The organism is Citrobacter sp. CFNIH10, assembly GCF_002934585.1.
In the GTDB taxonomy this organism is placed as follows: Bacteria; Pseudomonadota; Gammaproteobacteria; order Enterobacterales; family Enterobacteriaceae; genus Citrobacter_A; species Citrobacter_A amalonaticus.
In genome coordinates this window covers 2,337,348-2,360,638 of record NZ_CP026216.1, presented here as the reverse complement: position 1 = coordinate 2,360,638, position 23,291 = coordinate 2,337,348, and the positions used below count along the sequence as shown (strand labels likewise).

21 protein-coding genes and 1 pseudogene are annotated in these 23,291 nt (G+C 53.1%); 6 read left to right on the top strand and 16 right to left on the bottom strand.

The features are described 5' to 3' along the window. Nucleotides 1-27 precede the first annotated feature (27 nt). The 8 genes from C2U53_RS14880 to syd all read right to left on the bottom strand — a co-directional run bounded on the left by C2U53_RS14880 (nucleotide 28) and on the right by syd (nucleotide 8,559). Nucleotides 28-1,170 (bottom strand): glycerate kinase, encoded by a 1,143-nt coding sequence (locus tag C2U53_RS14880; protein WP_104446063.1) that lies wholly within the window; start codon nucleotides 1,168-1,170, stop codon nucleotides 28-30. 88 nt (nucleotides 1,171-1,258) lie between these two features. After that, nucleotides 1,259-2,599 carry a glucarate dehydratase gene (gudD, locus tag C2U53_RS14875; protein ID WP_104446062.1) on the bottom strand — a complete coding sequence of 447 codons (1,341 nt, stop codon included), beginning with the start codon at nucleotides 2,597-2,599 and terminating at the stop codon, nucleotides 1,259-1,261. A 19-nt stretch (nucleotides 2,600-2,618) separates the two neighbouring features. Beyond that, nucleotides 2,619-3,959, bottom strand: a complete 1,341-nt coding sequence (locus C2U53_RS14870) for an enolase C-terminal domain-like protein (protein WP_042999510.1) — start codon at nucleotides 3,957-3,959, stop codon at nucleotides 2,619-2,621. After that, entirely contained in the window at nucleotides 3,956-5,314 is a 1,359-nt protein-coding gene (gene gudP / locus C2U53_RS14865) for a galactarate/glucarate/glycerate transporter GudP (RefSeq protein ID WP_042999509.1), read from the bottom strand. The genes C2U53_RS14870 and gudP overlap by 4 nt, the downstream gene beginning before the upstream one ends. Nucleotides 5,315-5,796: 482 nt before the next feature. After that, complete coding sequence (locus C2U53_RS14855; RefSeq protein ID WP_042999508.1) at nucleotides 5,797-6,246, bottom strand: flavodoxin; 450 nt, start codon at nucleotides 6,244-6,246, stop codon at nucleotides 5,797-5,799. Between the two features lie 6 nt (nucleotides 6,247-6,252). Next, nucleotides 6,253-7,047, bottom strand: coding sequence for a tRNA pseudouridine(65) synthase TruC (gene truC, locus C2U53_RS14850; RefSeq protein WP_104446061.1), 795 nt, complete (start codon nucleotides 7,045-7,047; stop codon nucleotides 6,253-6,255). Further along, nucleotides 7,047-7,376 carry a YqcC family protein gene (locus C2U53_RS14845; RefSeq protein WP_042999506.1) on the bottom strand — a complete coding sequence of 110 codons (330 nt, stop codon included), beginning with the start codon at nucleotides 7,374-7,376 and terminating at the stop codon, nucleotides 7,047-7,049. The genes truC and C2U53_RS14845 overlap by 1 nt, the downstream gene beginning before the upstream one ends. A 637-nt stretch (nucleotides 7,377-8,013) precedes the next feature. Further along, nucleotides 8,014-8,559 carry a SecY-interacting protein gene (gene syd, locus C2U53_RS14840; RefSeq protein WP_054176851.1) on the bottom strand — a complete coding sequence of 182 codons (546 nt, stop codon included), beginning with the start codon at nucleotides 8,557-8,559 and terminating at the stop codon, nucleotides 8,014-8,016. A 68-nt stretch (nucleotides 8,560-8,627) separates the two neighbouring features. On the opposite strand from syd, the gene queF reads away from it, so the two are divergent. From queF to C2U53_RS30325, 5 genes and pseudogenes are all read left to right on the top strand, one after another. After that, entirely contained in the window at nucleotides 8,628-9,476 is an 849-nt protein-coding gene (queF, locus tag C2U53_RS14835; RefSeq protein WP_044264277.1) for an NADPH-dependent 7-cyano-7-deazaguanine reductase QueF, read from the top strand. A 112-nt stretch (nucleotides 9,477-9,588) separates the two neighbouring features. Then, nucleotides 9,589-10,953: a nucleotide 5'-monophosphate nucleosidase PpnN gene (ppnN, locus tag C2U53_RS14830; protein ID WP_044264278.1), complete on the top strand. Its 1,365-nt coding sequence runs from the start codon at nucleotides 9,589-9,591 to the stop codon at nucleotides 10,951-10,953. A 507-nt stretch (nucleotides 10,954-11,460) separates the two neighbouring features. After that, a complete protein-coding gene (gene sdaC / locus C2U53_RS14825) occupies nucleotides 11,461-12,750 on the top strand; it encodes an HAAAP family serine/threonine permease SdaC (RefSeq protein WP_042999502.1) in 1,290 nt (429 codons plus the stop codon). Nucleotides 12,751-12,810: 60 nt separating this feature from the next. Further along, on the top strand, nucleotides 12,811-14,178 hold the full coding sequence (gene sdaB / locus C2U53_RS14820) for an L-serine ammonia-lyase II (RefSeq protein WP_042999501.1): 1,368 nt from the start codon (nucleotides 12,811-12,813) through the stop codon (nucleotides 14,176-14,178). A gap of 112 nt (nucleotides 14,179-14,290) precedes the next feature. Further along, nucleotides 14,291-14,353, top strand: a pseudogene (locus tag C2U53_RS30325) (hypothetical protein); the annotation flags it as partial. Between the two features lie 28 nt (nucleotides 14,354-14,381). Here C2U53_RS30325 and C2U53_RS14810 read toward each other — a convergent pair. From C2U53_RS14810 to C2U53_RS14800, 3 genes are read right to left on the bottom strand one after another with little or no spacing between them, the layout of a single operon-like run. Beyond that, nucleotides 14,382-15,974, bottom strand: coding sequence for an IS66 family transposase (locus tag C2U53_RS14810; RefSeq protein ID WP_039264109.1), 1,593 nt, complete (start codon nucleotides 15,972-15,974; stop codon nucleotides 14,382-14,384). A 30-nt stretch (nucleotides 15,975-16,004) separates the two neighbouring features. Further along, nucleotides 16,005-16,355: an IS66 family insertion sequence element accessory protein TnpB gene (tnpB, locus tag C2U53_RS14805; protein WP_021567584.1), complete on the bottom strand. Its 351-nt coding sequence runs from the start codon at nucleotides 16,353-16,355 to the stop codon at nucleotides 16,005-16,007. Then, on the bottom strand, nucleotides 16,352-16,759 hold the full coding sequence (locus C2U53_RS14800) for a transposase (protein ID WP_021567585.1): 408 nt from the start codon (nucleotides 16,757-16,759) through the stop codon (nucleotides 16,352-16,354). The genes tnpB and C2U53_RS14800 overlap by 4 nt, the downstream gene beginning before the upstream one ends. Nucleotides 16,760-16,834: 75 nt before the next feature. Between C2U53_RS14800 and xni the strand changes: the two genes are divergently transcribed. Beyond that, the gene (gene xni, locus C2U53_RS14795; protein WP_246876156.1) at nucleotides 16,835-17,548 is read left to right on the top strand and encodes a flap endonuclease Xni; all 714 of its coding nucleotides are present in this window, start codon (nucleotides 16,835-16,837) and stop codon (nucleotides 17,546-17,548) included. Nucleotides 17,549-17,612: 64 nt separating this feature from the next. Here xni and fucA read toward each other — a convergent pair whose 3' ends face one another. From fucA to C2U53_RS14770, 5 genes are all read right to left on the bottom strand, one after another. Then, nucleotides 17,613-18,260, bottom strand: a complete 648-nt coding sequence (gene fucA, locus C2U53_RS14790) for an L-fuculose-phosphate aldolase (protein WP_044264281.1) — start codon at nucleotides 18,258-18,260, stop codon at nucleotides 17,613-17,615. Between the two features lie 57 nt (nucleotides 18,261-18,317). Further along, a complete protein-coding gene (locus C2U53_RS14785; protein WP_104446059.1) occupies nucleotides 18,318-19,316 on the bottom strand; it encodes a LacI family DNA-binding transcriptional regulator in 999 nt (332 codons plus the stop codon). A 141-nt stretch (nucleotides 19,317-19,457) separates the two neighbouring features. Next, entirely contained in the window at nucleotides 19,458-20,408 is a 951-nt protein-coding gene (locus C2U53_RS14780; protein ID WP_042999497.1) for an ABC transporter substrate-binding protein, read from the bottom strand. A gap of 73 nt (nucleotides 20,409-20,481) precedes the next feature. Next, a complete protein-coding gene (locus C2U53_RS14775) occupies nucleotides 20,482-21,465 on the bottom strand; it encodes an ABC transporter permease (protein WP_042999496.1) in 984 nt (327 codons plus the stop codon). Nucleotides 21,466-21,468: 3 nt separating this feature from the next. Continuing rightward, entirely contained in the window at nucleotides 21,469-22,968 is a 1,500-nt protein-coding gene (locus C2U53_RS14770; RefSeq protein WP_104446058.1) for a sugar ABC transporter ATP-binding protein, read from the bottom strand. Between the last annotated feature and the right edge of the window lie 323 nt (nucleotides 22,969-23,291).

The window sequence follows — 23,291 nt, the reverse complement described above, 5'->3', positions numbered from 1 at the left end:
CAGGCAGCGCGCCATCCGGCCTGTCGATCAGCGTAGCGTCTGTCCCATTTTGAGCGTCGCCGCGACGTTGCGCGCGGTCATGCGCACGTTCTCTGCGGCGTTCTTCAACGCATCGTCCAGCGTACAGATGGTATAAATCACGCTAAAGACGGCATCCAGCCCATGTTCATGGACGATGCCGACATCGGCCGTCAGGCTACCGGCAATACCGATCACCGGTTTGTGGTAGCGCTTTGCCACCTTCGCCACTCCTACCGGAACTTTACCGTGGATCGTCTGGCTATCCATGCGCCCTTCGCCGGTCACCACCAGATCGGCATCCGCAACGCACGCATCCAGTTGTAGCGCATCGGTGACTATCTCAATTCCGCGTCGCAGTTGCGCACCGCAAAACGCATACAGCGCCGCGCCCATACCGCCTGCCGCACCACCGCCAGCCAGTTCAAGGACATCCACCTCCAGATCGCGGGCGATAATCTGCGCATAATGCACCAGTGCCGTATCCAGACGATCGATCGTCTCTGCCGTAGCCCCTTTCTGTGGGCCAAACACCGCTGACGCCCCCTCTTTACCAGTCAGCGGGTTAGTCACATCACACGCGACTTCAATACGGCATGCGGCAAGACGCGGATCCAACTGGCTGATATCGATCCGTGTAAGCGCATCGAGCGCTGCTCCGCCCTTACCAATTTCATTCTGCCGGGCATCGAGCAATTTTGCCCCCAACGCCTGCACCATGCCCGCACCGCCGTCGTTGGTCGCACTGCCGCCGAGCCCGATAATAATATGATCTACGCCAGCATCCAGCGCATGACGAATCAACTCCCCGGTTCCCCAGGAGGTTGTCTTTAATGGATCGCGTAACGCGACAGGCACCTGCTCCAGGCCGCTGGCTGCCGCCATCTCAATGAAAGCCGTGCGCTCGTCGCCGGATAAGCCGAAAAACGCGGTGACGGTTTTCCCCAGCGGACCCGTGACGTCGACATCAACAATGCGTCCCGCCGTCGCCGCCACCATGGCTTCAACTGTTCCTTCACCGCCATCAGCAACCGGAAGTTTTACGTAATCCGCATCGGGCCAGATTTCACGAAAACCTTGCTCAATGGCGTTCGCCACCTCGAGAGCACTCAAACTTTCCTTATACGAGTCCGGTGCGATCACTATTTTCATAAGCCGTCCTTACGCATGTTGACTCAGCTAAGCATACACCCGGTTTACCAATAAAAAATAACCGGTCCTTTTGGGACCGGTCGACATCTTAACGAACCATGCATGGACGTTTGTTATCGAACGTCCAGTTCGGGATCAGATACTGCATCCCCATCGCGTCATCACGCGCGCCCAGACCATGCTTCTGATACAGCTCGTGAGCTTTCATTACCTGGTCCATATCCAGTTCAACGCCCAGACCCGGTTTCGCCGGTACCTGCACCATACCGCCTTTAATTTCAAACGGCGCTTTGGTCAGACGCTGGTTGCCTTCCTGCCAGATCCAGTGAGTGTCGATCGCCGTGATCTTGCCCGGCGCCGCCGCAGCCACATGGGTAAACATCGCTAACGAAACGTCAAAGTGGTTATTGGAGTGTGAACCCCAGGTCAGACCGAACTCATGGCACATCTGCGCGACGCGCACAGAACCCTGCATCGTCCAGAAGTGCGGGTCAGCCAGCGGGATATCCACCGACTGTAATGACAGCGTATGGCCCATCTGACGCCAGTCGGTGGCGATCATATTGGTCGCGGTCGGCAGACCGGTGGCGCGACGGAACTCCGCCATCACCTCACGACCCGAGAAGCCCTGCTCAGCACCACACGGTTCTTCCGCGTAGGCCAGCGAACCTTTCAGGTATTTACCGATTTTGATCGCTTCATTCAGTGACCAGGCACCGTTAGGATCCAGCGTGACGCGCGCCTGTGGGAAGCGTTTTGCCAGCGCCACAATCGACTCCGCCTCTTCTTCCCCAGCCAGCACGCCGCCTTTCAGTTTGAAGTCATTGAAACCGTATTTTTCATACGCCGCTTCTGCCAGACGGACGACCGCATCGGGTGTCATCGCTTCTTCATGACGCAGACGATACCAGTCGCATTGCTCATCCGGTTGGCTCTGATACGGCAGCGGTGTGGCTTTGCGGTTACCGACGAAGAACAGATAGCCGAGCATTTCTACTTCGCTACGCTGTTGACCGTCCCCCAGCAAAGACGCCACGTTTACGCCCAGATGTTGTCCCAGCAGATCCAGCAGCGCAGCTTCAATGCCGGTGACCACGTGGATGGTGGTACGCAGGTCAAACGTTTGCAGACCGCGGCCGCCTGAGTCACGATCGGCAAAAGTATTGCGCACCGCATTCAGCACGTTTTTGTACTCACCAAGCTGTTTACCCACCACCAGCGGGATCGCGTCTTCCAGCGTCTTACGGATTTTTTCGCCACCGGGGATTTCACCCACGCCAGTATGACCGGAATTATCTTTGATAATCACAATATTACGCGTGAAGAACGGGGCATGCGCTCCGCTCAGGTTCATCAGCATACTGTCGTGGCCCGCAACCGGAATAACCTGCATTGCCGTAACAACAGGAGTAGTAAATTGTGCGTTCATTGTTGAGTCCTTATACAAGTCAGTGACGGCCGAAAACGGGACGTTTACGGTCAAAAGTCCAGCCGGGGATCAGGTACTGCATCGGACCGGCGTCATTTCGCGCACCGCCTGGCAGTTTTTTGTAAGCGTCATGCGCCTTCTGCACCTGATCCCAGTCCAGTTCAACACCCAGTCCAGGCGCGTGAGGGACAGCAATTTTTCCGTTTTTAATCTCAAGAGGATTTTTCGTCAGGCGGCAATCGCCCTCCTGCCAGATCCAGTGCGTGTCGATGGCGGTCGGTTTACCCGGCGCTGCCGCGCCAACGTGGGTAAACATCGCCAGTGAAATATCGAAGTGGTTGTTAGAGTGGCAGCCCCAGGTCAGCCCCCAGTCGTCGCACAACTGTGCCACACGTACCGCACCGGAAAGCGTCCAGAAATGCGGATCGGCAAGCGGGATATCAACGGCATTCAGCATTACCGCATGGCCCATTTCGCGCCAGTTAGTGGCGATCATGTTCGTCGCCACCGGCAATCCCGTGGCGCGACGGAATTCGGCCATCACTTCGCGCCCGGAAAAGCCCTGCTCGGCGCCACACGGATCTTCTGCGTAAGTGAGCACATCGTTCAACCCTTTGCACAGCGTGATCGCCTCTTCAAGCAGCCAGGCACCGTTGGGATCAACGGTAATACGCGCATCCGGGAATCGCTTTTTCAGCGCGCGAGCGGTATCGATCTCTTGCTCACCTGGCAGCACGCCGCCTTTGAGTTTGAAATCTTTAAAACCGTAGCGATCCTGCGAGGCTTCCGCCAGACGCACCACGGCATCGCTGTTGAGTGCTTCCTGATGGCGCAGGTGATACCAGTCGTGGTTGCCCGGTGTGGTCTCCAGATAAGGCAGATCGGTTTTGGTTCTGTCGCCCACGTAGAAAAGATAACCGAGCACGGTCACTGCATCACGCTGCTTGCCTGGCCCTAACAGTTCGCAGACCGGCACGTTGAGCGCCTTGCCCAGCAGATCAAGCAGCGCGGCTTCCAGCGCGGCCACCGCATTGACACGCAGTTCGAATGTCCAGGCGCCTTTGCCAAACGTATCAAAGTCAGCGGCCTGATTGCCTTTGTGGACCTGCTGGACCACTTTATTCAGTCGGGCCACTTCCTGACCGAGCACCATCGGAATGGCATCAACCAGCGTCTGGTAGATAACCTCTCCGCCCGGCGCTTCACCGACGCCGGTGTTCCCGGCGTTATCGGTTAGCACCACGATATTGCGGGTAAAATACGCGTTATGCGCACCGCCAATGTTGAGGAGCATACTGTCATGTCCGGCGACCGGAATGACCTTCATGTCCGTGATAACGGGGCTGGATTGTGTCGTCATGATAGTTGTCCTGCGACCGGTTTCAGTTCGATACGTTTAATATCCCCCACCAGCACCAGGTAGCTCAGTACCGCGATCAACGCATGCACGCCCACATAAATCAGCGCACCGTTGAAGGAGCCGGTCGTGCCAACGATGTAGCCAATGGCAATGGGTGTCACGATGCCAGAGATGTTGCCGAACATGTTGAACAGACCCCCGCTCAGGCCGCTGATCTCTTTCGGCGCTGTATCAGCCATCACCGCCCAGCCCAGGGCACCGATGCCCTTACCAAAGAACGCCAGCGCCATGAAACCGATGATCATCCACTCGACGTTGACGTAGTTACAGAACACCATCACCATCGACAACAACATCCCCATCACGATAGGCGTTTTACGCGCAATGTTCAGTGAGCCGGTCCGACGCATCAGCCAGTCGGAGATAATGCCGCCCAGCACCCCGCCGATAAATCCGCACACCGCAGGAACCGAGGCCACAAAGCCCGCTTTCAGGATCGACATACCGCGAGCCTGTACCAGATAAACCGGGAACCAGGTGATAAAGAAGTAGGTCAGCGCGTTAATGCAGTACTGACCGATATACACACCGATCATCATGCGGGAACCCAGCAACTGCTTGACCTGTCCCCATTTCACGCTAAGCGGCACTTTGGCTTTGGTGTCTTTCTGATCCATGTTGATCAGCGCACCGCCTTCTGCTATGTATTCCAGCTCTTTCTTGTTCACGCCCGGATGCTGGTTTGGCTCGTGGATCACTTTCAGCCAGATAAAGCTGATGACAATCCCAAGGCCGCCCATAAAGAAGAACACATGCGACCAACCCACTTCGTGCGTCAGCCAGCCCATGATTGGGGCAAAAATAACGGTGGCAAAGTACTGCGCAGAGTTAAAGATTGCGACCGCCGTTCCCCTCTCCTGTGCCGGGAACCAGGCCGCGACGATGCGACTGTTGCCGGGGAAGGACGGCGCTTCCGCCAGACCGACGAGGAAGCGCAAGGTAAACAGCGCGACGATAATGCCGAATCCGCTGAAGATATCGACGAAGCCCTGTAACAGGGTAAACATGGACCAAATGAAGATGGACCAGAAGTAAACGCGTTTGGAACCAAAACGGTCCAGCAGCCAGCCGCCCGGGATCTGCCCGATAACGTAGGCCCATGAGAACGCAGAGAAAACGTAACCCATGCCGACCGGATCCAGACCAATATCTTTGGCCATCTCCGAACCAGCAATGGATAAGGTGGCGCGGTCGCCATAGTTGAAGGAGGTGACGATAAACAACATCACCACTATCCAGTAGCGGGCATTGGTGCGTTTTTCCGCACCGCTCGCAGCCTGACTTAATGAACTCATTGTTGCACTCCTGAATTTTCGCGTTAGTCACGCTCACTCTGAACAGCACAACTGGTAGGGGATCAGAGGTGACGTTTCGTGTTTTTTATTGCAGCTTTTATTAGGTCGTTCGCCTTGCTAACTGCATTTTTTATAACTGGCAGGAGAAGTATAAAAAGCACCCGGTTCTTGCTCACCGTGCAAGAACCCAACATTTAGGTGATGTATCACTTATGTTTATGGCAAAAGCCCAGGGTGATGGAAGCGACTTCACGGAATTGAAAACCTGTAACGGAAATCGCGTGGGACTTACGTGGAAAAGGCAGGAGTGTGAAACAGGTCGCTTGACCCTATGAAAACGCCCCTAAAAACCCTTCTGTGTTGAGGGTATTTAGGGGCGTTTGCCCGAGGCTAACTCGATTCAGTATGGGTAGCATAGCATCAGGTTGTTCCCGTGCCTGGCACCATAAGAGAGCCCCTCCCGGTAGGGGGAGGGTTCACTCTCAGGATAAGAGTGTGCCCCAATGTTCAACCCAGGGATTGGATTCGCTTTCGGGCTCCGGGTGCTCACTGGCATCAATCAACAACATTTCCCCCACGCGCTGCGCGCTTTGCTCCTGTAACAGGGCATCAAACTGTTTACCGCCATTACAGAAATTGACGTAGCTGCTGTCGCCTAACGCAATCACGCCGTAACGCAGATTTGGCTGGAAACCCAGTTGGTCTTTGATTCCCTGAAACAACGGTACAATGCTGTCAGGTAAATCGCCCTGCCCGGTCGTTGAGGTGACCACCAGCGCGATTTTATCCTGATATTTCTGCCAGTCCGTCAGTTCAGGATCTTCAAAAACGGTCGCATTGTGCCCCTGGGCCGTCAGGATCGCTTCGGCCTCTTCGGCCACCAGTAGCGCGTTACCATACATTGTCCCGACAAAAATCCCGATTTCCGCCATGCTTAATTACTCCCTGAATGAAGAACGTATGCGTTCATCCTGACCTGCTGGCTCACTTAACTCAACCCTTTCATTATTAGGGAGAAGGCCCTGCCAGCCAAACTGTGATAGCGCCTGCATCCAGACCGTATCCAGCCCGGCATGAATCGTCAACGGTTCACCGGTAAACGGATGAGTCAGCGAAAGCTGGCTGGCATGCAGCATCAGTCGGTTGCAGCCAAAATGTTCCGCTGCACTGCGGTTCTGCCGCAAATCGCCATGCTTGCTGTCGCCAATAATCGGATGGCGCAGGTGCGCCAGATGACGTCTGAGCTGATGCTTGCGTCCCGTTTGCGGATCCAGTTCCACCAGTCCGTAACGAGTCGTCGGATAACGCCTGGTTGCCACGGGCATTTCAACGGTGGCGAGGCCACGGTAATGAGTTACCGCAGGCTGTGGGTCTTTGTTTTCGCGGGCAAACTTGTCGGCGATTTTATCCAGTTCCTCCACCAGCGGATAATCGAGTACCGCCTCTTCCATTAACCAACCACGGACAATGGCGTGATAGCGCTTATGGATCTGGTGTTGCTCAAACTGCTGCGCGAGACGGCGTCCGGCTTCACTGGATAAGCCCATCAGCAGGACGCCGGATGTTGGTCTGTCGAGGCGATGCGCGGTAAACACATGCTGACCAATCTGGTCACGCACGGTCTGCATCACCACCACTTTTTCGTCTCGATCCAGCCAGCTGCGGTGCACCAGCCAGCCGGAAGGCTTGTTGACCGCAACCAGCCATTCATCCTGATACAGAATTTCCAGCATCAGGATTTATCTTGCGCAAAAAGCGCATCCAGCGCCTGCAACGCCTCCAGCAGGATTTCGCGCTGCGGATGATCGGCGGTCAGCGCCATTTCGTAATAAGGTGCGACGGCAAACGCCTCGGGCAGCGGTTGCGCACTGTCCAGTAGCGCATGCATGCGGGGGATAAGGACCCATTGCAGCCACTCAATGGGTTCCATCGTATCCATACAAAACGGTTGGGTGCTGGTAAACAGGTGGGCTTCGGGTTCATCCATCCGCCAGTGTTGATGCTCACGCAGCAACGCTTCAAGTGCATGAAGCTGCTGACGCACACGGTCATGAGTCGTCATGAAAGTCACCTCAATGATGAAAAATCTGGCGCGAAGGATACCACCAGTAAAATGAGAAGCAAAAAAAGGGAGCACTGTAAAAACAGTGCTCCCGGTTCGTTTCGCAGCATTCCAGCTACTTTTTGTGCTCCCTGCTCATCCGTGACAACTTTTCCTCTGGTCTTGCGACCTGTTGTTCATCCTGAACATTTTGCATCCTGCTCACACCACCCCGATGTGATTACTTCATCCTGAAGCATCCTGGCCATCCTGACCCACCGACTATCCTGACCGGCTCTCGTTCTCCTTCCTGGAGGTGTCCTTTAACGCATTCCCGCGTTATCCTCTTCACTTCATCCTGAAGCCTTTCCCTGTAACACCGTCCTGGTGTGTCCTGCTGAAGTGTCATCATCCTGATGTTCACTTCGTTGTGCGACTCCCTGTCGACGTACATAGAATCGCCTTTTTCACGCCGTCTTACAAGATGCTTACAGGCAATGCCTTAAGGAAAATTTCATATGAAAGTTGACATAAAATCATTAACTCGATGATTTATTAGGTTATTAGCCATTTTTACTTCGTGATATCTTCATTTACTACCTGGCGATCTCCTACAGGGCTTGTAAGAGATCTCTCACATATTCATGAGTGAAATGGATTACAGAAGAGGATTAAGGTGCGTAAGGAAATCCGCAAGAGAAGGGGCCAGGACGGAACGATTACGGGTTCCCAGCGTTTCTTTGATCACTTCCCCCGACAGATTGCAGAGCGAAATGACCTCCAGTTCATTGTCCAGTGTGGCAATAAAAAGGGTCGGCGACAGTTTCAAACGTTTCTGCGTCACCAGATGACCAATCAGGTTCTCCTGAACCCGTCTGAAATCATCCTCGCTCCAGGTTTGCAACAGCGTCAGCGTTTCGCTGCCTGACTGCGCGCGCATATCCCCGGCAAACTGCGTGGTATAAAATGCGTGAAGCGCAGGTTGTACCACAATATCGAAGGCGCGTTCAACCGCGTTTACATTCTGTTCACCTTCAAACGGCTGCGGTTGCCAGTACACAGCATCACGGGTAGTCGAGATAATGCAGGGAGAAGGCACGCCATACAGTTCTTCGCTCATCGGCCAACTGCTGTTTTTTGCATGCCATGCGTCACAGTAACGCGCTGTAAAATCCTTCAGGGCTAAAGCTGTCTGTTCGTCCACCGGTTTCTCTCTTCATAAAAGCCAGGATACACTTGGCGCATAGTGTATCTGGTTTATGACGGTGAAACATGTCTTCTTATGAAAACCATCAGGCTCTTGATGGCCTGACGCTCGGTAAATCAACGGATTACCGGGATATTTACGACCCCAGCCTGTTACAGGGCGTGCCTCGCAGTCTGAATCGCGACCCGCTGGGTCTAAAAGCTGACAGCCTGCCGTTTCACGGTGCCGATATCTGGACGTTGTATGAACTGTCATGGCTGAATGCCAGGGGATTACCACAGGTGGCGGTGGGTCATGTGGAACTGGATTACACCAGCCTCAATCTGATTGAATCCAAAAGCTTTAAGCTGTATCTGAACAGTTTTAACCAGACGCGGTTTGACTCCTGGGAAGCGGTACAACAGACGCTGGAAAACGATTTGCGCGCCTGTGCTGAAGGGAAAGTGACCGTTGCGCTATACCGTCTCGATGAGCTGGAAGGACAGCCGGTCGCGCATTTTCACGGCACCTGCATTGATGATCAGGACATTGACATCGATAACTACCAGTTCACTACCGATTATCTGCAGTCCGCCACCAGCGGTGAAAAAGTGGTAGAAGAGACGCTGGTGAGTCATCTGTTGAAATCAAACTGTCTGATCACCCATCAGCCGGACTGGGGCTCCATACAAATTCAGTATCGCGGACGCAAGATCGATCGCGAAAAACTACTCCGTTATCTGATCTCTTTCCGCCATCATAACGAGTTTCACGAGCAGTGCGTAGAACGCATTTTCAACGACCTGCTACGCTTCTGTCAGCCGGAAAAACTGAGCGTTTATGCACGCTATACGCGCCGTGGTGGTCTGGATATTAACCCATGGCGGAGCAACACCGACTTCGTTCCGGCAACCGGCAGATTAGTTCGACAGTGAATTATTTCACAATTTTGCGGGTCGGATTCCACGCGTAAGGTTGTGAAAGGTCATAAGCCAGGGCTATTGTACTCTACAGGGAATGACGTTTTGCGTCCCATAAGGAGTTTACTTGATTACACATATTAGCCCGCTTGGCTCAATGGACATGTTGTCGCAACTGGAAGTCGATATGCTTAAACGCACGGCCAGCAGCGACCTGTATCAACTGTTTCGTAACTGTTCGCTTGCCGTTTTAAACTCCGGCAGTCTGACTGACAACAGCAAAGAGCTGCTGTCCCGCTTTGAAAGTTTCGACATTAACGTGCTGCGTCGCGAACGCGGCGTGAAGCTGGAACTGATCAACCCGCCAGAAGATGCCTTCGTCGATGGCCGTATCATTCGCGCACTGCAGGCGAACTTGTTTGCCGTGCTGCGCGATATTCTGTTTGTTAACGGGCAGATTCATAACGCGGGCCGTTTCCAGCATCTGGATCTCGAAAGCTCCGTGCACATTACTAACCTGGTGTTCTCTATTTTGCGTAATGCCAGAGCGCTGCACGTGGGCGAAGCGCCAAACATGGTGGTTTGCTGGGGCGGCCACTCGATTAATGAAAACGAATACCTGTACGCCCGACGCGTCGGGACACAGTTAGGTTTGCGCGAGCTGAACATCTGTACCGGTTGCGGGCCTGGCGCAATGGAAGCGCCGATGAAAGGTGCCGCGGTGGGCCATGCGCAACAGCGTTATAAAGACAGCCGTTTTATTGGGATGACTGAGCCGTCGATTATCGCCGCTGAACCACCGAACCCGCTGGTTAACGAACTGATCATTATGCCGGACATTGAAAAACGTCTGGAAGCCTTCGTGCGTATCGCCCACGGCATTATCATCTTCCCGGGCGGTGTCGGTACAGCGGAAGAGTTACTGTATCTATTGGGGATCCTGATGAATCCGGCGAACAAAGATCAGGTTCTACCGCTCATCCTCACCGGCCCGAAAGAGAGCGCTGATTACTTCCGCGTGCTGGATGAGTTCATCGTGCATACGCTGGGAGAAGCCGCGCGCACGCATTACCGCATTATCATTGATGACGCAGCAGAAGTGGCGCGCCTGATGAAAAAAGCGATGCCGCTGGTGAAAGAGAACCGTCGTGATACCGGTGATGCCTACAGCTTCAACTGGTCGATTCGTATCACGCCGGATCTGCAAATGCCGTTCGAACCGTCCCACGAGAACATGGCCAACCTGAAGCTGTACCCTGACCAACCGGTTGAGGTACTGGCGGCAGACCTGCGTCGCGCCTTCTCCGGCATTGTAGCGGGTAACGTTAAGGAAGTGGGTATCCGCGCCATTGAAGAGTTTGGGCCATACAAAATCCACGGCGACAGTGAAATGATGCGTCGCATGGACGATCTCCTGCAAGGTTTTGTTGCGCAGCACCGTATGAAGCTGCCAGGCACCGCCTATATCCCCTGCTACGAAATTTGCGCCTGACGCGAAAAGCGTTTCATGGACCGGGAGCGGCGAATAGCCCTTCCGGTTTTTCTATAATTACCAATGAGATAACACGTTCACTTTATTAAGCCTGCTAATACATCATACAAAAAATATCGCTACGCAAACGATTACCTCGCTAATGCAACCGCGTTTTATCATCCAGAATTTAAATTAGTCACCACAAACCACTATAAAGATCGCTTTTTACAACGTAACCTCCGCATCTGTCTGGCAATCCTTTCTGTCAATATGTTGTTAATGCTAGCCTTCGCACGCGTAAATTCGCTGTGATGTTTTTTTAACAGACCAATGATCCAAAAATATCCACATTAGAAGTGGATTATTGCATTTGAGATCGCGATCACTGATAGATTCATTAGTTAAATGTATCTTTCTGCCCGCAAATTACTACGGTTAAAAATTTTATAAAAATCGTCGCTGCAAGAATTTCGTTTTACGGTCAGGAACATTTTCCTGATTTTTAGCTTCCTCCAGGAGAAATAGATGGAAACCATTCAAACCAGCACAATTGCTTCGACTGAATCACGAAGCGCATGGCGCAAGACCGATACCATGTGGATGCTGGGCCTTTATGGCACGGCTATCGGTGCGGGCGTATTGTTCCTGCCAATCAACGCAGGTGTCGGTGGGATGATCCCACTGATCATCATGGCAATCCTCGCCTTCCCGATGACCTTCTTCGCCCACCGTGGTCTGACTCGCTTTGTGCTGTCCGGCAAAAATCCGGGTGAAGACATCACAGAAGTAGTTGAAGAGCACTTTGGTATCGGCGCGGGTAAACTGATTACCCTGCTGTACTTCTTCGCGATTTACCCGATTCTGTTGGTCTATAGTGTCGCGATCACCAACACGGTTGAGAGCTTCCTGACTCACCAGTTATCCATCACCCCGCCACCGCGTGCGATCCTGTCGCTGATCCTGATTGTCGGGATGATGACTATCGTTCGCTTCGGTGAGCAGATGATCGTGAAGGCAATGAGCATCCTGGTGTTCCCGTTTGTCGCTGCACTGATGCTGCTGGCACTGTACCTGATCCCACAGTGGAGCGGTGCTGCGCTGGAAACCCTGTCCTTTGATTCTGCGGCTACGACCGGCAACGGTTTGTGGATGACCCTGTGGCTGGCAATTCCGGTGATGGTGTTCTCTTTCAACCACTCTCCGATTATCTCTTCTTTCGCGGTAGCGAAGCGTGAAGAGTACGGCGACGCGGCAGAGAAAAAATGCTCGAAGATTCTGGCATTCGCTCACATCATGATGGTGCTGACGGTGATGTTCTTCGTCTTCAGTTGCGTACTGAGTCTGACTCCGGCGGATCTGGCGGCAGCGAAAGAGCAGAACATCTCGATTCTGTCTTACCTGGCAAACCACTTTAATGCGCCGATCATCGCCTGGATGGCACCGATCATCGCAATGATTGCTATCACCAAATCCTTCCTCGGCCACTACCTGGGCGCGCGTGAAGGTTTCAACGGGATGGTTATCAAATCTCTGCGTGGTAAAGGCAAGTCTATCGAAATCAACAAACTGAACCGCATCACTGCGCTGTTCATGCTGGTAACGACCTGGATTGTCGCCACCCTGAACCCGAGCATCCTCGGTATGATTGAAACCCTGGGTGGTCCAATCATCGCGATGATCCTGTTCCTGATGCCGATGTACGCAATCCAGAAAGTACCGGCAATGCGTAAATACAGCGGTCACATCAGCAACGTGTTTGTTGTCGTGATGGGTCTGATTGCTATCTCCGCGATTTTCTACTCCCTGTTCAGCTAAGTTGTTTAGCGCCGCTTTCGGGCGGCGCTTCCTCCCTGATATAACCGCAATGGATGCCCTATGATTAGCGTATTCGATATTTTCAAAATCGGCATTGGCCCTTCCAGTTCACACACCGTTGGACCAATGAAAGCTGGCAAACAATTCACGGATGATCTGATTGCCCGCCATATTCTGACGGATGTCACCCGCGTGGTGGTGGATGTGTATGGCTCCCTGTCGCTGACGGGTAAAGGCCACCACACCGATATCGCGATTATCATGGGTCTGGCGGGAAATCTGCCGGATACCGTCGACATCGACGCCATCCCGGGCTTCATCCAGGATGTGAACACCCACGGGCGACTGCTGCTGGCGAACGGTCAGCATGAAGTTGAATTCCCGGTTGATAAGTGCATGAATTTCCATGCCGATAACCTGTCTCTGCACGAGAACGGGATGCGCATTACCGCACTGGCGGGCGATAACGTCCTCTACAGCCAGACTTATTACTCCATTGGCGGTGGTTTCATCGTTGATGAAGAACATTTCGGTTTACCGAACAGTGCGCCGGTCAACGTACCGTATCCGTACAAATCGGCTGCCGATTTGCAAAAACACTGTCAGGAAACCGGACTTTCCCTTTCCGGTCTGATGATGCAAAACGAACTGGCATTACACAGCAAAGAAGAGCTGGAACAGCACTTTGCTAACGTCTGGGAGGTAATGCGCAGCGGCATTGAGCGCGGCATCACCACCGAGGGCGTTCTGCCTGGAAAACTGCGCGTTCCCCGCCGTGCGGCAGCGCTGCGTCGTATGCTGGTGAGCAGCGACAAAACCACGACCGATCCGATGGCGGTCGTTGACTGGATCAACATGTTCGCTCTGGCGGTAAACGAAGAGAACGCCGCTGGCGGACGCGTGGTTACTGCACCGACGAACGGTGCCTGTGGTATCGTGCCAGCCGTGCTCGCCTACTACGACAAATTCATCCGCGAAGTGAACGCTAACTCGCTGGCTCGCTACATGCTGGTCGCCAGTGCGATTGGCTCACTGTACAAGATGAATGCCTCCATTTCCGGCGCGGAAGTGGGCTGTCAGGGTGAAGTCGGTGTGGCCTGTTCGATGGCGGCGGCCGGTCTGGCAGAACTGCTGGGCGGCAGTCCGATGCAGGTGTGTATTGCTGCAGAAATCGGTATGGAACACAACCTCGGTCTGACCTGCGATCCAGTTGCAGGACAGGTTCAGGTACCGTGCATCGAGCGTAACGCCATTGCATCCGTCAAGGCGGTCAACGCAGCACGTATGGCCCTGCGCCGTACCAGCGAACCTCGCGTTTGTCTCGATAAAGTCATCGAAACCATGTACGAAACGGGTAAAGACATGAACGCCAAGTACCGCGAAACCTCTCGCGGCGGCCTGGCCATGAAGATTGTCACCTGCGATTAATCGTGCACTCAGAGGCCTCATTTTGCGAGGCCTCTTCCCGTTTTAGCCTCCTGCAATAGCCTGCTTCCGTCCTGAATGTTACCCTACACGCTGACTGGTAAGGGAGAACACCGTGGCTGTCCATCTGCTCATCGTCGACGCACTCAATTTAATTCGCCGGATCCACGCCGTTCGTAAGCGTTAAGTGAGCGCCGTATTGACGGCTATTTATTGGTGAGATCTACGTTCCATGGCAGCAGTTCGGCCACTTTGTTGATGGGCCACTCCGGCAATACGCTCAGGATATGGCGAAGGTAACCCTCTGGATCGATACCGTTCAGCCTGCACGTTCCGATCAGACCATACAGCAGGGCACCACGTTCACCACCATGATCACTGCCGAAGAAGATGTAGTTTTTCTTGCCCAGACAGACCGCTCGTAGCGCGCGCTCAGCAGCGTTATTATCCGGCTCTGCCAGACCATCATCGCAGTAGTAACACAGGGCATCCCACTGGTTCAGTGCATAAGCGAACGCCTCGCCTAACCGGGATTTTTTCGACAGAGTGGCTCTTTTCTCCACCAACCAGTCATGCAGGGATATCAGCAACGGTTTACTTCGGGACCGTCTGGCGGCCAGCCGCTGAGATGCCGGAAGGCCGCGTATTTCCTCTTCTATCGCGTATAACTCACTGATGCGCTTCAGAGCCTCCTCTGCTGTGGCCGTCCGGGTGCTGATATAGACGTCATGGATTTTGCGCCGCGCATGAGCCCAGCATGCCGCTTCTGTCAACGGGCCACCTTCACGCTCTGCGCTGAACAACCTGTCGTACCCTGCGAAGGCATCTGCCTGCAGCACGCCATGATAGTGCCGAAGATGTTGCTGAGGGTGTTTCCCCTGTCGGTCCGGTGAGAAGGCGAACCATGCCGCTGGCGGATCTGATGAACCCGCGCTTCTGTTATCACGGACATATGTCCAGATACGCCCGGTTTTCGTCTTCTTTCTGCCCGGCGCCAGCACGGGCACCGGAGTGTCATCCGTATGCAGTTTGCGGCAGTCCATCACGTAGTGGTAGAGGGCTTCATCCAGCGGGGCCATTAACCGGCAGCACGCATCCACCCAGTTGGAGAGCAGCGCACGACTCAGATCCACACCCTGACGGGCAAAGATTTCGCACTGGCGATACAGCGGCAGGTGTTCACAGTATTTGGCCGTTAACACGCGGGCCAGCAGACCCGGCCCGGCGATGCCCCGGTCGATAGGACGTGAGGGCGCTGGCGCTTCAACGACGCAGTCGCATCGGGTACAGGCCTTTTTCACTCTGACCGTGCGGATCACTTTCAGGGCGCTGGAGACCAGCTCCAGTTGCTCCGCGCTGACTTCGCTGAGATAGGCCATATCACTACCGCAACCAGGACAGCTGGTTTCAGCTGGCTCCAGTCTGTTTATTTCGCGGGGAAGATGTTCCGGTAACGGGCGACGATGACGGGACTGGCGCAACTGACGCGGAACCTGCTGATCATTGTCCCGGCCGTTGTAACGATCGCTTTGCTGCTCCTGCTGTTTCAGCAGGGCTTCGGCTTCTTCGACCTGCCGGCGTAGCTTTTCTGAACGGGTACCGAACAGCATTCGGCGCAGTTTTTCTATCTGAGCCCGCAGATATTCTATTTCACGCTCTTCGTTCTCTATTTTCTCTTCTGCGCGGGCCAGCGCCGAACGCAGGAACGACTCAGTCTCAGCAACGAGACTGAGCTGGCTGTCTTTCTGGCGAAGCGCGTCTTCCAGCGCAGCGATACGGGCGAGATAGTCCTGACTCATGACCCCATTTATAATGCGGTCATGCGCTTTTTACAACATCGTCAGTGAGTTAAGGCGTGCAGTTTTAGGTTGCCGCCAGTCCAGCTTATCGAGGAGCATGGCGAGTTGTGAGCGGGTGATGGCGATTTTGCCGTCGCGTACAGCAGGCCAGACGAACTGTCCCTCTTCCAGACGTTTGGTAAACAGACACAGACCGTCAGCATCAGCCCAGAGGATCCTCACGGTGTCACCTTTACGACCACGGAAGATAAACAGGTGGCCGGAGAACGGATTGTCATCAAGAACATGCTGGACCAGTTCGCCCAGACCATTGAAGGACTTACGCATATCGGTGACCCCGGCAACCAGCCAGATACGAGTGCCTGACGGTAAGGGTATCATCGGCTCCTCCCGGTCAGCTCGCGGATCAGCGTTTTCAGAAGTGCAGGTGATAAATCCCCGGACAGACGCAGGCTGGCACCGCCGACAGTCACCTCGCATGTCATGGCCTCGCGGCAGGCTGGAGCGGCGGGTTCATAGTGCGGCTCAGCATGGTGTGACAGGGCCATATCAGGCAGGACAACGGGGATAACAGAGTCTTGCTCTCTGATTGACCGTTGTATTTCATCGGGCAGAAGATGTCTGTAACGCTGGCGCCAGGTAAACAGCAGATTGTCATTAATTCCATTATCCCGCGCCAACCGGGCAACACAGGCTCCAGGCTGATATGACTTTTCGACGAGAGCCAGCTTAAAGTCCATTGAGTAGGACGCCCGCGCCCTGCGGGGCTGAAGAGTGTTTGACATTGATAGAGTCCATTAACGTTAATAAGAGGACTCTATCATCGTCAATCGTTAGTAATCGCAACAGGCGGCAGTGGCTTGACGCTTACCGCCGTTCAGGGTTCGCCCTGTGTGGAGACCTGTCTGCACGCGCTTGACCAGCTGATTGTCCACAGCCAGCCCACCCACGCCGTGGCGGTGTTTGATGATGAAGCGCGAAACAGTGGATGGCGTCACCAGCGTCTTCCGGACTACAAAGCCGGTCGTCCACCGATGCCGGATGAACTGCACAATGAGATGCCCACCCTGCGCACGGCCTTTGAACAGTGTGGCGTCGCGTGTTGGGTGTCGAGCGGCAATGAAGCCGATGATTTGGCGGCAACCCTGGCGGTAAAAGTCACACAAGCGGGCCACCAGGCGACTATCGTGTCGACTGACAAAGGCTATTGCCAGTTGCTCTCTCCGACGTTACGCATTCGCGATTACTTTCAGAAACGCTGGCTGGATGCGCCGTTCATTGAAAAAGAGTTTGGCGTTCAACCGCAGCAGTTGCCGGATTACTGGGGACTGGCGGGGATCAGCAGTTCAAAAGTACCCGGCGTCGCCGGTATTGGCCCGAAAAGCGCCACCCAACTGTTGGTGCAGTTTCAGACGCTGGAAGGTCTCTACGCACATCTGGATGAAGTGCCGGAAAAATGGCGTAAGAAGCTGGAGGCTCACCGGGAGATGGCATTCTTATGCCGTGATATCGCACGGTTGCAAACCGATTTGCAGCTTGACGGAAACCTGCAACAGTTGCGTCTGGCACGATAGCATTGCGGGCCGGATGGCGCAGACCGTCCGACCCGGCACACAAACCACGACGACTCTGCACCGCTTATTCTTCGATACGTAATCCGTAGGTTTTAAACTTCTCGAGCACTACGGCGATTTCTTCATCGGATAACACCGGCACCGGATCCATCACCGCCAGCGTCTTCATATAGAGTTGCGCCAGCACTTCCACCTCGTGCGCCAGCCACAGTGCCTTTTGCAGGTTCTCCTCGCAGGCAATTAAACCGTGGTGTTGCAGCAGCGTGGCTTTGCGATTTTTCAGCGCCACGACCACATGTTCTGAGAGTTCGCGAGTGCCAAAAGTGGCGTAGGGCGCGCAGGGAATGGAATTCCCTCCCGCCGCCGCAATCATATAGTGGATGGCCGGGATCGGCCTGTTGAGAATAGACACTGCGGTACAATGAATGGCGTGGTTATGCACAACAGCATTCGCTTCCGGGCGAGTCTGATAAGCCGCCAGATGAAAGCGCCATTCGCTGGACGGTAATTTCCCCTCTTCGTATTTGCCGTCGTTATCCACGTAGACAATCATCTGTTCGGTCATACGTTCATAAGGAATGCCGCTCGGGGTAATCAACATACCGTCCTGATAACGCGCGCTCACATTTCCCGCCGTCCCCTGGTTTAATCCCAGGCGCGTCATTTCAAGACAGGTTTCAATAATTTCTCGAGATAAACGAGTTCTTTCCATCTCAGTTCTCCGGGGTACTCGGTTCAATGACTGATAACACTCTTTTTGTCGCGCGTATTATTTTTGTCTTAAGCGCTTAATTAATTTCATTTCAACTTTTACCGTCTCATGAACAGGGCGATCTTCGATGGCGTTGAGCATCATTGTGAACGCTTTTTCCGCCCAGGCGTTCTCATCCTGCTGCATTGACCACACGTTATTGGACAAGAATCCCAGCATCGGGTGTTCGTCAAACGTACCGATATTGATCTCGGGCGGAATAACGCCAAAACGGTCACGAATGGCTCTTACTGCCCCTTCCAGCACCGGTAATGACGAGGCGATAAACGCCTGCGGACATCCTGCTTCGTCGATCAAAGCCTGCATGATCTGGTATCCCCCTTCCGGGGTGTTCACCGGCCCTTCGCGCACCCAGTCACGATGATGAATCCCTTTTTTACTGAGCGCATTCAGGTAACCCGTCAGACGGTCGCTGATACTGGGCAAACCGGTATCGCCCACCAGAAACCAGACCGGTAACTTTTCAGCATCCAGCAAACTTTGGGTTAAATGTTCACCGCCTGAAATATTGTGACTTTCCACCTGCGCGTTATCCGTGTATTTAAAATCACGGTCCAGCAATACCATCGGTTTTCTCACCTGACGTAAATGATGCTGCTGGTTTTCTAACGTTGACGGGACAATAAAAAGACCGTCCACATTACGGGCAATTAAAGCCTTGGTGATTTTGTTTTCGTAATCGACATCATCATAAGTACAGCTAATCATCAGCTGATAACCGGATCGGCGGCAGCGCTGCTCGAGTTTCTCTGCCAATGTGGCAAAGAAGACGTTAGAAATATTGGGAACAATCAGGCCAAGCGTATCCGTTTTATTCAGCTTCAGGCTGCGGGCGGAATGGTTAATCACATAACCATATCGCTCAACATATTCATTAATACGCGTTTGCGTTTTGAGGCTGATTCGATACTGTTCAGCTTTTCCGTTTAGCACCAGTCTCACGGTTGTCACCGATAAATTCAGGTCGCTGGCTATCTGTTCTACTGTTTTAGCCATGTATGTGCCCCAGTCACCGTCCAAGCGTCAATTGACAATCATAAAAGCATTTTACACTTTTGTCTTACCGCATCAGTCGGTTAAGCGCACGCCGTTGATCTCACCAGGTAAGCGGGGGCGAAGATACCGCCCCCTGCCGGTTTATTTCTTACCGAAAGGATGTAACAACTTGTCTATTTCCGGCGTATTGATGTTCTGGGCGCTCACAAATTTCACCGGGATATCGATCTCTTTCGCGACCGTTTGCCCGGACAGTGCCGCATTCAGGGTTTTAATCCCCTGGTAACCAATCTGATAAGCATCCTGGACGACAAAGCCCTGGATCACCCCGGTGTTCAGGAAGTGAATAATCGCTTCGGTACTGTCAAAACCAATGACTTTCACTTTCCCTTTCAGATTCTGGCTGTCGATAGCGTTGGCGACGCCCAGCGTTGAGCCTTCATTGGTGCCATAAATCCCGGCCAGATCGGGGTTGGCCTGAATCATATCAATGGTCTTATCCATCGCTTTTTGTGGATCGCCATCACTGTACTGCACAGGCAGCACCTTGATATCCGGATACTTTTCCTTCATGCGGGCAATGAACCCTTCCGAGCGTTCAATCGCTGACGACGTCCCGGCGACATGAGCGATAATGCCGACTTTACCTTTATTATTCACTTGCGCCGCCAGCGCGTCCGCCGCTTCAGCGCCAGCTTTGCGGTTATTGGTCGCCACGAAGCTAACCGGAATATCCGAGTTTACGCCGGAGTCAAAGGTGACAACCTTAATACCACGCGAATTCGCCGTTTCCACCAGCGGAGCAAGCGCATTGGCATCCAGCGCCGCCAGCAGCAGACCGTTCGGCTTTTGCGCCATGGCGTTTTCAACCAGCTGAATTTGTTCCGCAATCTGAGTTTCGTCCGCAGGTCCGACATAGCTGGTTTTATCGCCCAACTCTTTCGCTGCTGCTTCCGTCCCCATTTTCACGGTTTGCCAGAATTCATGCTGGAAGCCTTTACTGATGACCGGAAGGTTCAAATCTTTCGCTAGCGCACTGGAAGTGATGCACGCCAGCAGGGATAACGCATAGACAAAATGCCTGGTTTTCATTGTTGTACTCCGTTGTGAGTGTGTCACCCTTAACGTCAGGGTCAGTGTTCCCCGTGACTGCCGGGAGCGTAAATCAACGAATCTTTTTGCGTAACGTATCGAGGTAGACAGCGGCGACGACCACAATGCCCATCGCAACCATTTGCCAGAACTGAGAGACCCCCATCAGGTTCAGGCCGTTTTTCAATACGCTCATAATGAATGCACCGATGATGGTGCCGCCAATAGTGCCAATTCCGCCCATCAGACTGGTGCCGCCGATCACCACTGCGGCAATGGCTTCCAGTTCATAACCGACGCCGACCGTTGGCTGACCGGAGTTTAGACGCGAGGCCAGAATCACCCCGGCAATGCCGGTCAGCAGGCCGCAGAAGGCATAGACAAAGATTTTGACGCGCTGAACGTTGATCCCGGAAAGGTGCGCCGCCACTTCATTACTGCCCACGGCATAGACATAGCGACCAATTATCGTTTTCTTGAGGATGTAGCCGGCGACCAGCGCCACAATCACCAGATAGAACACGGGATACGGCAGCACATCGAATAAACGCCCCTGCGCCAGCAATTTGAAGGTGGGATAATCGGCGAAATAGATAGCGCGCCCATCCGTCATCACCATGTTCATTCCCCGGACGGACATCATCAGACCCAGCGTGGCGATGAACGGGGGAATCGTCATTTTGGTCACCAGCAGACCATTCACGTAGCCACACAACCCTCCGGCCAGCACGCCTGCCAAAATACAGACCGGCAACGGCAATCCGAGCGTCGCGCAGATGCCGACCGCAACGCCGGAAAACGCCACCACCGATCCTAAAGAGAGGTCGATCCCTGCGGTGATAATCACAAACGTTACGCCAATGGCCATAATGCCGATAACCGACGTTTGCAGCGCAATTGTCATAATATTTTCGGTATTAAAGAAAAACGGCGAACTGAAACTGAAAAAGACAACCAGGATAATCAAACTAAAAAGCGGTGCAAGGCGCATTAAAAGTTCTTTATTAATTTTTATTTTCTTATTATTGCTGTCTGAAGAGGTTACAGAGATGGTCATGATTTAATCCTCTAACGTCGCATATTGCATGATTTTTTCTTGTGTGGCGTTATCAGCAGTTAATTCTCCGGTAATACGACCACTGCGCATAACTAAGATACGATCGCACATACCCAGCACCTCCGGTAATTCCGAAGAAATCATAATGATAGATTTCCCTTTTGCCACGAGGCGATTCATTAATTCATAGATTTCCAGCTTAGCGCCGGCATCAATTCCACGGGTAGGTTCATCAAAAATAAGAATATCGGTATCTTTGCACACCCAACGGGCAATAATAATTTTTTGCTGATTTCCCCCACTCAAATTCAGGGCCGCCTGTTCAAGGTGTGGCGTTTTGATTCTGAGCGTCCTGACCTGCTCTTCACTCGTTTGCTGGCAGCGTTTCGAATCAACGTGACCAAAACGGTCGGCATATTCAGGGTAATTTCCCAACATAATATTGCGCTCAACGGACAGATTAAGCGCCAGTCCCTCTTTTTTACGGTCTTCGGTTAAATAGCTAATGCCTTGCGCAATGGCGTCAGAAATCCCCTTTATCACAATGGTCTTACCGTTCAACTTAATGGTTCCACTGTCGATGGGGTCGGCGCCAAAAATGGCGCGCGCCAGCTCCGTACGCCCGGCGCCCATCAACCCGGCAAAACCCAGTATCTCGCCCCGGTTCAACGTAAAGTCGATGTTATTGAGCACGCCTTTGCGCGTGAGGCCGTTAACCTCCAGCACCGGTTCCTGATGCGTCCGCGCTTCCCGGCGAGGATAGATATTCCCCAGTTCGCGCCCGACCATCATCGCAATCAGCTCACTGATCTTCACGGTTTCATAATCAACGGTATCAATGTATTGACCGTCGCGCATAACCGTCGCTCGATCGGCAATCAGCGCTAACTCTTCCAGGCGATGCGAGATGTAGACAATCCCGGTCCCCTGCGCTTTAAGCAGGCGGGTCACCTGGAATAAGCTTTCTATTTCTGTTTCCGTCAGCGCCGCGGTGGGTTCGTCCATAATCAGGATTTTGGCATTGACGGATATCGCTTTCGCGATCTCCACCATCTGCTGTTGCGCCACGGTCAGGTCTGACACCAACGTTTCTGGCGAAATATTCAGGTTTAATTTCTGCAAAATCTCGGTTGCCGCCTGTCGCTGCTGTTTTTCATCCAGCCGCCAACGGTTATTTTTACAAAACTCTCTGCCGATAAAGATATTCTCTTCCACGGTTAATTCAGGAAAGAGATTAAATTCCTGATGAATAATGGTAATCCCGGCATTCTGCGCGCTGAGCGGATCGCTGAATGACACAGGCTTCCCCTCAAATATAATATCCCCTTCATCCGGTTGATAAACACCGGACAAAATTTTCATCAGCGTGGATTTGCCTGCACCATTTTCACCTAATAGCGCATGCACTTCGCCCTTGCGAAGAGTAAAGTTCACATTACTCAACGCTAATACGCCGGGAAAGCGTTTGGTAATATGATTCATCTGTAAAAATGTTTCGGACATTGCTGCTTTCCTCAATAATCAGAAACTGCAGGCAGTGAATCAGGCGAAGTGCATTCTCAGGGAGCGAGCGTCACCATGAATGTGAATACTTCCTGAAAACACGTTTACGTCACGTCGATATGTTGCCAGATATTGCTAACTCGAGTTAGCGAATTGCCCTTTAAAGCTATTTTAGCCACCAAAAATAGCCAAATCATTTGGGTTAAAACTGTGATACCGCACAGACATTTATTTATAAGCATCTGATTTTAAATATTTTACTAAATTTGACTGTCATTTAATTATTTGATGCAGATCGAATTTTAACCACTTCTCGTGAAGCC